We start from the raw sequence: 13,239 nt of genomic DNA on the forward strand, positions 1-13,239 counted from the left end.
GGCGAAGCGACGCTCACGGGGCACGGGCGTGCAGCCAGCGGGCCTTGATGCGCCGGGCAACCGCGGGGCGGCAGTGCAGCCAGCGCGCGAGTTTCGTATCGGGCGTGTCGGGGTCCGTGCGTGCCCACGATGCCGCCAGCCAGTCGGCGCGCACGAAGGTGCCCTCGAGCCACACGTAGCCGGCGGCTTGCCACAGGAGGGCGGGGCCCCCGGCGCTGCGGGCAGGGACCACGCGTCGCTCGGGGGACGGGCGCGGAGGACGGGGCCAGGGCCAGTGGGGAGCCAAGAGCGCCCATCGGGTGGCGAGCGCAAGGGGCGTCATGGCGTGCACCACGAACACGGCGGCGGGCGTGTACACGATGCCGCGTGCGGCAAGGTCTTGCTTTTCGATGTCGGCGAGCTCATCCCAGGGGGCTTCGACGACATCGGCAGGCACCGAGCCCAAACTGCGACGGAGCCCGTAGAGCACCGCCCGCAGCGCCGGCGACGACGCGGCCTCGGGCTCGAGGTGCGGCAGGTGCGTGCCGAGATGGGTCTTGAGCCACGCGCTGAGGCGCCGCTTCAGGGCGTGGGCGGCGTGGGCCGCCGGCGTGCCCAGCAGCACGATCTCGGGCCGCTGGAGCTCCGGGCCGATGCCGAGCCGTGCCAGGTCCGCTCCGGGCTGTGCACGATCGAGAATGTGTCCGGTGTCCGTGAGCGCAAAGCGCTCGTCCGGGGCAGCGTCCCAGGCTGAGGCTTCGCGCAGGGCCACTTTGTTGGGCGCCTCGGGCGATGCCTGGAAGGTGGCAAGCTCCGCGAACGAGCGGGCGGTGCGGGGGCCATCCGTGCGCAACAAGGGCTGGGCCGCGGGCGCAGGGCCTGCTGCGCGCGGGGAGCGCCTGCGGCTGCGCACGTCGACGAAACGGCTCACCAGCTGCTCATGCAAAGCCTCGCTCAGGCGGTCCTCGATGGCCAAGGTGCGCTCTTGCCACCCCAGGGCGTCATCGAGCCAGGTGGTCCTGTGCGTGATGAACGTCCAGGTGCGCACGGCGGCCATGCGGACCAGCAACATGTCGAGCTCACCGCTCACGTCGTCGAGCCGCTCCACCTGGCGCTGCACCCACGTGGTGTCGAGGCGATGCCGCTGGCACAGCTGCACGTAGATCGACGCCAAGAGCTCGAAGTGATCATCCAGCAGCAGCTTGCGGAAGTCCGGGATCTGGCAGACTTGCCAAAGCAGCTCCACACGCTCCGCGCCGCGTGCGAGCGCCTGCACGTCCCCCCGCCGCACGAGCCGCTCGAGCGCCTGTTGATCTTCGGCGTGGTCGGCCAGCTGAAGGCAGGGATCGAAGGGCCGGGTGCCGAGGCCTCGCAAAAGCGCCTCGGCGCTGCTGAAGTCGAGCGCTTCGGTGCGCCAGAAGAGGCGCTCGAGGGGCGGAAAGTCGTGCTGCTCGATCGCCCGGGTGGTCGACAAGGGCAGGGGCGACAGCGGGGCCAGGGTGCAAAACTGCCCGTCGTTGCGGTTGCGCCCCGCCCGGCCCGCGATCTGGGCCAGCTCCGCAGGTTCGAGGGCCCGGCTTTGGCGGCCATCGAACTTCTTGAGGTCCGCGAAGGCCACGCAGTCGACGTTCATGTTGAGGCCCATGCCGATGGCGTCGGTGGCCACCAGAAAATCCACCTCGCCCGCCTGGTACATCGCCACCTGGGCGTTGCGGGTGCGGGGAGACAGCGCCCCCAGCACCACGGCCGCACCGCCTCGCTTGAGCTTGAGGCGCTCCGCCAGCTCGTAGACCCGGGCCGCCGAAAAGGCGACCACGGCCGTGCGGGGAGGAAGCTGCCCGAGCGGCAGTTGCCCCCGTCCGTCCAGGCGCGAGAGGCGGGCACGGCGCTCCACGCGGGCGTGGGGCACCAGCCTTTCGAGCACGGGGCGGATGGTGTCGGCCCCCAAAAACCAGGTCTCCTGCCGTCCCCGCCAGTGCAGGAGTCGTTCGGTGAACACGTGCCCACGCTCGACGTGAGCGGCCAGCTGTACCTCGTCCACCGCCAGGAAATCCACGGGGTGCCTGGGCATGGCCTCCACCGTACACACCCAGTACCGGGGGGCCGCGGGGACCCGTCGCTCCTCGCCCGTGATGAGCGCCACCGCCTCCGCCCCGCAGCTCCGGGCCACGCGGTCGTAGACCTCGCGGGCCAGCAGGCGCAGAGGAAAGCCCATCATGCCCGTGCCGTGCTCGAGCATACGTTCGATGGCGTGGTGGGTCTTGCCCGTGTTGGTGGGGCCGAGGTGAGCCACCACCCGCGCGCCGGTGTCACGGGCGAGGCGCGGCGCGTTCGCGCTGGTAAGCTGCCGGGTGCGCGGATCCAAGGCCACCTCCGTCAAGGCCTAGCACGGGCGCGCAACGCTTCCCACGCATGCCATGAAGACGAACGCCGTTAGAATTTTGGAACGCCTGGGCATTCCGTTCGAGCTTCGCACCTACGAGGTCGACCCCGAGGACCTTTCGGCCGAAACCGTGGCCCAAAAAATCGGCATGCCCCTCGACCAGGTCTGGAAGACCCTGGTGGCGCGGGGCGATCGGGAAGGCGTCTGCCTTGCCGTTTTGCCGGGCAGCGCCCGTCTCGACCTCAAGGGGCTGGCGAAGCTGTCAGGAAACCGCAGCATCGACACCGTGCCGCTCAAGGAGGTCCAGCCGCTCACGGGCTACGTGCGGGGCGGGGTCACCGCGCTCGCGTGCAAAAAAGACTACCCCGTCTTCGTCGACGAAACGATGCAGCTCTTCGCGTGCGTTTCCATCTCGGCAGGGGTGCGAGGCACCCAGATTCTGCTCGCACCCGATGACTACGTGCGCGCCGTCAATGCCACCCTCGGGCCGATCGCCTCGTTTTGACGAGGCCCAAGGGCGCGTTTGTGCGGCTTAGCGGAGGGCAGCGTCGATCGCGCTTCGCAGCTCGTCCGATTCGGGGGCTACCTTCGAGGGGAAAGCCTGCTTCACCTGACCGTCTTTGCCCACGAGGTACTTGTGAAAGTTCCACTGCGGCTCGCCGTGTTTGGCCGCCAGGAACGTGTAGACGGCGGATTGACCTTGGCCTTTGGTTTTCACCTTGGCGAAGAGCGGGAACGTCACGCCGAACTTCAGGCTGCAGAACTTCTTGATCTCCGCGGCGCTACCGGGCTCCTGTCCCCCGAAGTCGTTCGAGGGGAAGCCCAGGATCACGAGCCCCTTTTTTTCGTAGGCCTTCCAGAGCGACTCGAGGCCTGCGTACTGCGGCGTAAAGCCACATTCCGAGGCGGTGTTGACCACCAGGACCACCTTGCCTTTGTAGGCTGACAGCTCCTGCGCGGTGCCGTCGATGCTATCGGCCTTCAGATCGAAAAAGCTCATGGTCTTCTCCTTGGGTGCTTTTGCAGAGGCCGATGTGGCCAACAAGATCGTGGTGAGAGCGAAGCTCAGCATGTACGTAGGATGCGCGAGCGAGCGCAAATTGTCTGCAGCTTGACGTGGAGGGCGTTTGCGCCCCTGGATGTGCACGGGCTCAGGGGCCCGCGGGCGTTGGGAGGTTGGGTGTGGCACGCGTGGCCTGGCGTCGTGCCACGATCGCCACCGCCAAGGGGCACAGCAGCGCCGAAACCAGCACCGCCACGGAGATCTGCGCCGTGGCGAGCGGCACGGCGGCTGCGAGGCGCTCGCTCGCGGCGTTCGTGCCCAGGGCCGCGGCGGCGAGGGCCACGGCCGTGGGCGTTTGCACGGCGTTTCCGGCCGTGCTCGCCTCAGCCCAGGCCGCCACGGGCACGCGCTCGCCCACGAGCCGCAGGGTGAGAGCCGCCATCGATCCGGTGCACAGCACCGTGAGCACACCCAGCGCGACCCCGCCCACCAGGGCCTGCAAGTTGGTGAACACGGTGAAGGTGAGCGTGGTGCCCAGCGCAAAAGCAAAAAAGGGAATGGCGAGCCGCTCGCCAGGGGCCAGGAACTTGCGGATGCGTTCGTCCCAGCGGCCGAGCGCGAAGCCCACGAGCAAGGGCAAAAGCACGGCCAGGAACGCGGCGAAGGGAAACCGTTCGCCCAGGATGCCCAGGCCGAGCAAGGTGAGGAACGGGCCGTCATTCAGCGAAATCACGCTGATCGCCCCCACGTCGGAGCGGTCGCCGAAGCGGGACGTGAGCGCGAGGTAAAGGCCCCCGTTCCCGTTCGTCATCGCCGCCAACACCGCCACCATGGAGAGCCCGAGGGGGCCCGAAAAGCCATCGCCGAGCGCTGCCACGGCGTAGGCCACGCCGAGCCCCACCACCCACTTCGTGGATGTGATCGCGAGCCCCTTCTTGAGCGCCCGGCGTCCCACGGCGAAATCCATTTGCGCCGCGACGCAGACGAGGAAAAACGCAATCAGCGTGGTGGCGCCAGGCCCGGTGAGGGCCGTGGTGAAGCCGCCCAGGCGAAGAAACGAACGATGCCCATTTGCATCGGCCGGCACGCCCAGGGCCTCCAGGGCGGCCCCCACGAAGCCAAAATGCATCTGGTCGAGCGTGTTGAGCAACGTGCCCAGCAGCAAGGGCACCAACATCAGGGCCCCTGGAATTTTGCCCAAACGATCGAGGAGCTTCATGGCGTTGCCCCCGCCAGGCCCAGGAGCCGCGCCGGGTTTTCCTTCGCCGCGCGATCGAGGTCGGCCTGGCTTATGCCCCGCTGCCGCAGCCGTTCGAACAGGGCTCCGAGGCCGTCGGGATGAGAGGGGTTACCCTGCTGCCCCAGGTCCGAAGACAACACCAGCGGCCCTGCCCCAAGCGCGGCGAAGGCGGCCACGATGCCGTTCATCTCGCCCTCCAGGTCGGGGGGAGGTGCCTTGCCGCCCCGGGAGATCGGCAAGACCAACTCGAGGAACGCGCCCGCCGCCGCCAGCGCCGCGAGGTCTTCGGGTGTGGCGTTGACCGGCCAGGACAGGGCGTGCGTCACCAGCAGCTTGTCGATGCCGCGGGCATTCGCGTGTTTGACCACCACCAGGGCCTCACGAGGCGAGAGGTGCCCGGTGGCCAGCACCAGGCCGTGCGTACGGACCAGCTCCAAGATGGGCTCGAGCGCAGCCACCACTTGGTCGTCGCGGACCACGGCCACGCTGTCGGCTTCCGTGGGCACGCGGCCCTCACGCCGCACCTGGTTTTCGGCATCGAAGGTGGGCAGCCACACGACTCGCCCGTGCCTGCCCTCCATGCGCGCCATCGCGTCCACCGCGGTGGCGTTCAACCCGCCGACGGCGCGGTTCAAGACGATGCCACCCATCACCGTGAGCCGCTCGACGCTCTTCGTGGCGAGGGCGGCCCGGGCTGCCGTGGGCGATACGTGGTTTTTGAGCACGATGGCGCGAAGACCGGCCGCCTCGGCCGCACGGGCCAGGGCCGTGTCGTCCAGGGCGCGGGGCACCACGTCGGGCCCGGTGTGGCAGTGCATGTCCACGACGCCGGCCAGGCGCGCCGGCGCGGCGGTGCCCGCGGGCTTGGCAGGCGCCGTCGTACAAGCGCTTGCGGTCACCAGGGCCAGGAGCAGGGCCCCCGGGCACAAAATGGCGAAGGAAGCCCGGGCAACACTCGAATCAGTCGGCGTGAACACTGGACCGGTGACTCCAACCGGGTCCCCCCTGCCGATCAATTGACATTCGTCAAGGTGCGCGACCGGGGGCCTGCGGTCAACTCTCGGGGTGTCACTACCTCCGACGACGTCCGACCTCCCGCGTGAATCCACGAACCAACCCGGAACTCCTCCAGGTCGGCAGGCCGGTGACCCCCGACCGCAGCTGCGCGCGCCCCTCGCTCTGACCATGGGCGACCCGGCCGGCGTCGGCCCCGAGGTGATCTGCGGGGCGCTCGCGCGGCTTTCGCCGGAGCAGAGGGAGACGCTCCTCGTGGTCGGCGACCGGGCCACCATGGAGCGGGCCAACGTCGTCACCCAGGCGGGCCTGCGCTTCGTCGAGGGGCCTGGCCGCCAGGGCGACGTGCAGGTGGTCAACGCGGCCACGGCGGGCATCGAGACCGTCAAGCCCGGGCTGGTCTCCGCCGCCGGGGGCGCGGCGGCCTTCGGGTACATCGAAAAGGCCGTGCAGCTCGCCCAGGCAGGCCTGGCGTCGACCCTCGTCACGGCCCCCCTGAACAAGGCGGCTCTTCACGAGGCCGGTCACAAGTACGACGGCCACACCGGCTTGCTGCAAGCGCTTACGAAGGCACCTTCGTCCTTCATGTTGCTCGCGGGCGACAAGCTCTCGACCATTCACGTCTCCACGCACGTGTCGCTCGAAGAGGCGATTCGGCGCGTGCGCCCCGAGCGGGTGCTCGCCACGATCGAAGTCGGCGTGGCGCACTTCAAGCGGCTCGGCGTCGCCAACCCGCGGATCGCCGTCGCCGGGTTGAACCCGCATGCGGGTGAGGGCGGCTTGTTCGGAGATCAGGAATCCTCGCAGCTCGAGCCCGCGATCGCGATGGCCAAAGCCAAGGGCATCGAGGTGCGCGGTCCCATGCCGCCCGATTCCGTCTTCCTGAGGGCCGCGCAGGGCGAGTTCGATCTGGTGGTCGCGATGTACCACGACCAGGGCCACATCCCCACGAAGCTCCTGGCCTTCGACCGGACGGTCAACGTGTCTTTGGGCCTGCCCATCGATCGTACGTCCGTCGACCACGGCACCGCGTTCGACATCGCCTGGAAGAACATCGCCCGGCCGGAAAACATGGTGGCGGCGATCGAGTACGCGTGGCGCCTGGAAGGCTATCACGGATGACGGAGCCAGCCCCTGGCCGCTCCGGCGGCCATCGCGTGGGCATCGTGGCGGACGACCTGACCGGGGCCATCGACGCGGCCTCGGCCTTCATGGCGCGCCACTACCGGGCGCGCATCCTGCGCTTGGGCGTGAGGCCCAGCGAACCCGTCCGGGTGCCGGTGGCGGCGTTCGACACGGACAGCCGCGCCTGCGACTCGGTCGAGGCCTGGGGGCGGCTTCAAGAGGCCACGAGTCACCCCGCGATTCGCAAAGCGGACGTGCTCTTCAAGAAGATCGATTCCACCTTGCGGGGGCAGCCCGCCCGCGAGACCGCCGACGTGCTCGCGTTGCTCAAGCGCGACCTCGTGGTCGTCACGCCGGCCCATCCGGCCCAGGGGCGTCTCTTCGTGGACGGCGCGCTGTGGGTACACGGAAAGCCCGTCTCGCAAACGCGCTACGCCCGTGATGACAGCGCGCCCGCGAGCGCCAAGCCCCTGGCGGCGCAGTTTCAGGAGTGCCTGCCCGCCGCCCGCGTGGTCACGGGCGTTCAGCCTCCCGTGCCCCTCGAGGGCGAGGTCACCGTGTGGGTGGCCGACGCCAGCACGCCCGAGGAACTCACCGGGGTGGCCGCCTTCGCGCTGGCTCACGCCGCACGCGGGGTGATCGCCGGCGCGGCCGGGCTGGCGGGCGCTCTGGCCGAACTCCTGGCGCGCGTCGACCATCCGACCGAGGACGCGCACGCACGGCCCAGCAAGCCGCCGCGCCTGTTCGTCGTGGGCTCGCGGGCCGACGAGAGCCGCCGCCAGATTGAACGCTTGTGTGCGTCCGGGGGAGGGCATCTTTGGCAGATCGACCCCACGCGTGAGCCGGGGGGCGAGCTCGTGAGCTTGCCCGCCGAGAACGTGCCCGTGGTGCTCGCCCCTCACCCCGCCATCGAGGCCTCACCTGCGCAGGTGGCGCGCGCCCTGGCCCGCGCCGCCCACGAGCTCGTGGACCGGTGGTCGCTTCACGCGGTGTTTGCGTGCGGAGGCGACACCGCGGGCGCCCTGCTCGACAGCCTGGGCGTCAAGAGCTTCGGCTCGCAGGGCGAGGTGACCCGCGGGGTGTGTCGATCCCTCGTGCGCTATGGTTCACGAACTCTGGAGTTTTTCACCAAGCCCGGTGGCTTCGGCGACGAGAACGTTTTGCTGGAGCTCCTGGCCCAAACCCAGCGCGCCGCGGCCTAGGGCCCGGCGGCGTTTCGGGGGTCAGGGGGCCTGGACGTTTTCGTACCACGCCAGATTGCCCGTTTTTTCTCCCGAGACCAATACGTCGAGGTCACCGTCTCCGTCGCGGTCGATGAGCTGCACTTCGTACGATCGCTGAGCAAAGGAGATCGTGTGTTTGCGGAACCGCGCGTGCCCGTCGTTCTCGAACCACGCGAGCTCGTTCGAATCGCTTCCGCAGCTGGCCAGATCCAGGTCTCCATCCCGATCCACGTCTCCCGTCGCCAGCGCGTGGGGCGACTTCAAGGTCGTGTCGATGGCGAAGGGCGTGAAGGTTGGCGCTAAAAAGCCCACCAGGCCTTCGCCGTGCCCCCGCGCCCCCACGAGGTCGAGCTTGCCGTTGCCGTCGAGGTCGGCCGGATATAGATGCGTGGCTCCCGGCTGTGCGGCGGCGATGAGCTTGGGCGTCCAGGGCACGCCGTCCACGCCAGGCCATTGCCAGGCCATGAACGTGTTGCCCACCTTCGCGCCCGTGAAAAGCTGCGCATGCCCCGTGCCGAACACGTCGGCCATGGCCAGGTAGTGAACGAACCCTGGTGCGTCCCGGTCGGCCAGCACGACGCGGGGCCAGCTCGCCTCGTCGAGCGCCGCGGGACGTTTGTAAGCCACGATGGAGTTTGGCAGAGCCCCCTCGGGCAGGTTGCTCGTGACCACCAGTTCGGGCGTGGGCTCTTCATCAACGTTCGCCACCAGCACACTGTGAACGCCATCACTGCCCCCCGCTTCGGCCCTGTCGATGAACCGCTTGCTCCAGGGGCTTGCGAAGGGCTGCGGCGGCTGCTGCAGCCAAAACACCTGGCCGGGTCGAAAGTCGCCGCCTACAACATCCGTCAGGCCATCGCCGTCCACGTCCCACGTCTGCATCGAAATCGGCGCCACGTCGTGGGCCACGTCATAGGGCGTCCACGACGGCGCGTGGTAAACGACCACACGTTGCCCGATGCGATCAGACCCGAGCACGTCCAACAGCCCGTCTCCGTCGAGATCGAGAGCCACCGCGCTGCGACAGTCGACGCCCGTGGCCACGTCGTGCCTTCGCCACTCTGGCGGCGTGCGGGGGGCTGCGGACGCGCGTGCCGGTGCGGGCGGCGCAGGCACCGTGTGGCGACAGGCAGGCACGGCGAGCATGAGACCCAGGCAAGCCCATACTCTCGATAGGCGATGATGCTTCACGGATTTCAGAGTGACAGGCCGCGCGTGGGACGCAAAGTCCGCCGCCTGCTTGGGGCCGCGATCCTCGTGGCGACCGGCAGCCTGGGGGGCGGGCCGCCTTCAAAGGCGTGGGCCGCAGAGACGCCGGCGTCCCGCGTGCCATGGGTCAGCTCACAGGTGCAGGGCTCCCCGGATCCCGAGCCGCTCTACAAACCCGAACGTGTCTGGCCCACGCTCACCTTCGACGAGGCGCTCGAGATCGTCACGGCCCCGGGGCTTGCGCGGCTCTTCGTGCTCGAGCGCTACGGCCGGATCGATTCCATCGCCGACGATCCGGCGGCGCCCCCCGATCGACAACCCTTCGCCGATCTCAAGTCGTTCTTGCCGAAGTTCGACAGCGTCTACGGCATGGCCTTTCATCCGGCGTTTCCGCGCAAACGGCAGGTCTTCCTGTGCTACACGCAAAAGCGCTACGGCGCCGAAGCGACGCGTGTGTCGCGCTTCGAGGTGTCTGGGGAGCCCACGCTGCGCCTGGTGCCCGCGTCCGAACAGGTGCTCTTCACCTTCACCGCCGGCTCTCACAATGGAGGCAACCTGCGCTTCGGCCCCGATGGGTACCTCTACGTCTCCACGGGCGATGCGCAGGCTCCGTCGCCCCCGGACCCGCTGAACACGGGGCAGGACCTCACCGATCTTACGGCCGCGGTCTTGCGGATCGACGTGGACCACACGGGCCCCACGCGTCCTTACGCCATCCCCGCCGACAATCCCTTCGTGAACACCCCCGGGGCGCGTCCCGAGATCTACGCGTACGGGTTGCGAAACCCATGGAAGATGGCGTTTCACCCGCACAACGGGTCCCTGTGGGTGGGGGATGTGGGCTGGGAAGCCTGGGAGATGATCTACGACGTCAAAAAGGGCGGCAACTACGGATGGCCCATCGTGGAAGGCCCGCAGTCGGTGCGCAAGGAGGCCCAACCGGGTCCCACACCGATCCTGCCGCCGGTGATCGCGCATCCGCATACGGAAGCCGCGTCGATCACGGGAGGCTATGTCTACCGGGGGCAGCGCTTGCCGGCGCTTGCGGGACGTTACGTCTACGGTGACTACGTCACGGGCAAGATCTGGGCCCTGCCCACCGACCCGCCGCAGCCCAAGGCGCAGGAGATCGCCAGCACCAACCTGAAGATCGTTTCGTTCGGCGAAAGTGGGGCGGGTGAGCTCTTTTTCCTCGACTGGGGCAACCAAGCGGGCCTTTACCGGCTTGCCCCGAATCCTCACGCGGGGCGCAGCGCCGCCTTCCCCACTCGCCTCAGCGAAACGGGGGTGTTCAGAGAGGTTGCGGCCCAGGTCCCGAGCCCTGGGGTGTACGAGTTTCAGATCAATCTGCCCGCGTTCGCCGACGGCGCGATCTCGCGGCGCTTCGTGGGGTTGCCAGGTGAGGGACGCCTGACCACGCGGCTGACGACGCGCAACGATGGCCGCACCGTGCTCGGAACCTCGCGTCCCAAGGGTGCGGTCTTCGTCAAAACCCTCGCGCTGCCGTCACGGCGCCCGGGAGCCCCTGCGCGCAACATCGAGACCCAGCTTCTACACTTCGATGGCGAGACCTGGCGTGGGTACAGCTACCGCTGGAACGAAGCTCAGACCGATGCAGACCTCGTTCCCGGCGAGGGTGAGGTGGTGCGTCTGGCTGCTGCGGATGGTGAGTCGCCCGCCTCCTGGCGCTTTCCCGCACGGTCGGAGTGCCTGCGCTGCCACAACCCACACGCCGGAACGCTCCTGTCGTTTCAGCCCGGGCAGCTGGCGCGCGCGGCGCGCGCGGGCACACCCAGCGAAGGCCAGCGCCTCGCGGACCTCGGCCTCGTGGACCCGGCCTTCGTAACGACCGGCGCAACGTACCCCGTCTTTGCACCCAAGAACCACAAGGCCACCCTGGAAGCCCGCGCGCGCTCCTGGTTGCACGTCAATTGCTCGCACTGCCACCGCTTCCAGGCGGGGGGCTCCGTGGCCATCGAGGTCAACCTCGAGCCGCCGCTCGCGCGGACAGGCCTCGTGGGGGCGTCTGCCATGCAAGGAGATTTGGGGCTCGAAGAGGCGCGTATCGTGGCGCCGGGTGATCCTTGGCGTTCGGTGCTCTACGCGCGGGTCGCCACTCCCGGGCGGGGGCACATGCCCCTCGTCGGCCCCCGGCAGGTTGATCCCGAGGGCCTCGCGCTGCTTCGCACCTGGATCACCTCCCTTGGCACCCAGAAGGAGCGGCGGGCCGCGGCCGCGCGCCAGCGGCAGATCGTGGCGCGTTATGCCTCACCTCGGCGGCGAAGCGAACCGCTCACCAACGTCTCCGATGCCTTGGCGCTGCTCGACGCCCTCGAGCGCGGTGTCCTGAAAGGCAAGGCCGCTGCAGCGGCCCGGGGAGCCGGCGTGGCGTCCCCCGACGTGGTCATCGCCGATCTTTTTCGCCGCTTCGATCCCAACGCCGGGCGCGAAGAGATGCTGGGCGAAGCCCCCGCACTCGACGGGATCCTGGCGCGTGCGGGTGATCCCGTACGCGGCGCGAAGCTCTTCGGTTCGTCGGGCAAGGGGCAATGCACCCTCTGTCACAAAATGGGCGACGAGGGCCGAGACTTTGGCCCCGACTTGTCCACCATCGGCGCACGGTACGAAGCGCGTGAACTCCTCCTACACATTCTGTCTCCCAACGCGAAGGTGGACCCCGCGTTCGTGGCGGTGTCGATTGGCACCAAAGCAGGCGACGGCGTTTCGGGCTTCGTGGTGGAGGAAGACGCGCGCACGATCGTGCTGAAGGTCCCCACCGGCGACCGGGTGCGCATCGCCAAAGACGACGTCGAGGTGCGTACCCCGCTCGAAGGCTCCCTCATGCCCGAGGGCCTCTTGCAGATGTTCACGGCCCAAGAGGCCGCCGATCTGCTGACCTACTTGAAAGCGAAGAAGTAAGCCCATGAAAACCTCCGCCTTGGTGTCTTTCGTTTCGTCCGTGGTGTGGCTGGCGTCGTCTTGCGCCAGCGCAAGGCCGCTGCCCGTACGGCAAGAGGCCCCACGGGCGGCCAAGTCTGCCCCGGCCGAATCCCCGCCTTCGGGAAGCCCGGCGGATCACCTTCCCGCGCACATCAAACGGCTCACCCAGTTTGGCGAGCGTCCCGATTGGTCACACGATGGCAAGCGCATTTTGTTCCTCAGCAAGGTCTTCGGCGACGTCTACGAGTATGACCTCGAGACGGGGTCCCTGATCCCGGTGACCCTGCACTTTCGCCACTACGGTTTCACCCGCGCGCTTTATCTTCCGGGCGGCGACATCTTGCTCTCGGGCCCGCGTGCGCCCTTCGATGAACGCGACCGCGCCGATCGCGAGCGCGCCCGCAACGGCTGTGAGCTGTCCGTGTTGTCGCGCACGCGGCGCGCGACGCCCACTCCGCTTGGGGTGCTGGCCAGCGAAGGTCCGGCCGTGTCGCGCTACAGGATGCGGATCGCCTGGGCCGAGACCTGGCGCCAGCGCCCCGATGACCTCAAAGACTCCGAAACCGAGATCTTCGTAGCCGAGCTCACCGCGGATGCCGGAACGTTTGCGCTCACGAACAAGCGCAAGGTGCTCGACAGCCGGCAGATGGGCCTACGCATCCATTCGCTCGAGACCCAGAACTTCGTGCCGCCGCACGATGAAGCCCTCACCGTCACCGTGTACGGCTTCCAAGGAACCGAGACTTATCTTCTCGATCTCAAAACGGGCGTGTACACGAACCAGAGCCAGGCCCCCAACGACTACGACGAGGCCGAAGGCATCTTCCCTGATGGCCTGTCCACCGCGGTGGAATCGGCGCCGAGCCGCGGCAGCGCCTGGCCCCTCGTGGACGTGTATCGCTTGTGGCTCGACGGCAGCGGCCGCAAGCAGCAGCTCACACGTTTTACGGATTACCCGGGATACAAGGCAGCCCAGCCGATCGTCAGCGACGATGGCCGTTCCTTGGTCTTCCAAATGGGCCGCTCGGGTGACGAGGCCGGAGAGGGCCACGGCCTCTTCCTCCTGGACCTCGGCGCAGTCCCGGCGGTGCCGTAGCCGCCGGGTCGCGCACGCGGCGCGGGC

General features: G+C 68.6%; 10 protein-coding genes. 5 read left to right on the forward strand and 5 right to left on the reverse strand.

The genetic code is table 11. The features are described from left to right. Nucleotides 1–13: 13 nt before the first annotated feature. Complete coding sequence (locus tag KA712_02405; GenBank protein MCG5051788.1) at nt 14–2,218, reverse strand: helicase; 2,205 nt, start codon at nt 2,216–2,218, stop codon at nt 14–16. A 178-nt stretch (nt 2,219–2,396) separates the two neighbouring features. Here KA712_02405 and ybaK point away from each other — a divergent pair, with 178 nt between their 5' ends. Continuing rightward, complete coding sequence (ybaK, locus tag KA712_02410) at nt 2,397–2,867, forward strand: Cys-tRNA(Pro) deacylase (protein MCG5051789.1); 471 nt, start codon at nt 2,397–2,399, stop codon at nt 2,865–2,867. Nucleotides 2,868–2,894: 27 nt separating this feature from the next. Here ybaK and KA712_02415 read toward each other — a convergent pair whose 3' ends face one another. The 3 genes from KA712_02415 to KA712_02425 all read right to left on the reverse strand — a co-directional run bounded on the left by KA712_02415 (nt 2,895) and on the right by KA712_02425 (nt 5,582). Then, nucleotides 2,895–3,362, reverse strand: coding sequence for a glutathione peroxidase (locus KA712_02415; protein ID MCG5051790.1), 468 nt, complete (start codon nt 3,360–3,362; stop codon nt 2,895–2,897). A gap of 151 nt (nt 3,363–3,513) precedes the next feature. Further along, nucleotides 3,514–4,584 (reverse strand): 2-keto-3-deoxygluconate permease, encoded by a 1,071-nt coding sequence (locus KA712_02420; GenBank protein ID MCG5051791.1) that lies wholly within the window; start codon nt 4,582–4,584, stop codon nt 3,514–3,516. Next, entirely contained in the window at nt 4,581–5,582 is a 1,002-nt protein-coding gene (locus tag KA712_02425) for a hypothetical protein (protein MCG5051792.1), read from the reverse strand. Before KA712_02425 ends, KA712_02420 begins: the two co-directional genes overlap by 4 nt. Before the next feature lie 208 nt (nt 5,583–5,790). Here KA712_02425 and pdxA point away from each other — a divergent pair, with 208 nt between their 5' ends. Both pdxA and KA712_02435 read left to right on the forward strand, forming a co-directional pair. Beyond that, the gene (gene pdxA / locus KA712_02430; GenBank protein MCG5051793.1) at nt 5,791–6,741 is read left to right on the forward strand and encodes a 4-hydroxythreonine-4-phosphate dehydrogenase PdxA; all 951 of its coding nucleotides are present in this window, start codon (nt 5,791–5,793) and stop codon (nt 6,739–6,741) included. Beyond that, on the forward strand, nt 6,738–7,946 hold the full coding sequence (locus KA712_02435; protein ID MCG5051794.1) for a hypothetical protein: 1,209 nt from the start codon (nt 6,738–6,740) through the stop codon (nt 7,944–7,946). The genes pdxA and KA712_02435 overlap by 4 nt, the downstream gene beginning before the upstream one ends. 21 nt (nt 7,947–7,967) lie before the next feature. Here KA712_02435 and KA712_02440 read toward each other — a convergent pair whose 3' ends face one another. Continuing rightward, on the reverse strand, nt 7,968–9,113 hold the full coding sequence (locus KA712_02440) for a VCBS repeat-containing protein (GenBank protein MCG5051795.1): 1,146 nt from the start codon (nt 9,111–9,113) through the stop codon (nt 7,968–7,970). Nucleotides 9,114–9,182: 69 nt separating this feature from the next. Between KA712_02440 and KA712_02445 the strand changes: the two genes are divergently transcribed. Further along, on the forward strand, nt 9,183–12,095 hold the full coding sequence (locus KA712_02445; protein ID MCG5051796.1) for a PQQ-dependent sugar dehydrogenase: 2,913 nt from the start codon (nt 9,183–9,185) through the stop codon (nt 12,093–12,095). Between the two features lie 4 nt (nt 12,096–12,099). After that, the gene (locus tag KA712_02450) at nt 12,100–13,212 is read left to right on the forward strand and encodes a hypothetical protein (protein MCG5051797.1); all 1,113 of its coding nucleotides are present in this window, start codon (nt 12,100–12,102) and stop codon (nt 13,210–13,212) included. Nucleotides 13,213–13,239 lie beyond the last annotated feature (27 nt).

It is taken from the genome of Myxococcales bacterium, assembly GCA_022184915.1.
GTDB lineage: Bacteria > Myxococcota_A > Polyangia > Fen-1088 > Fen-1088 > JAGTJU01.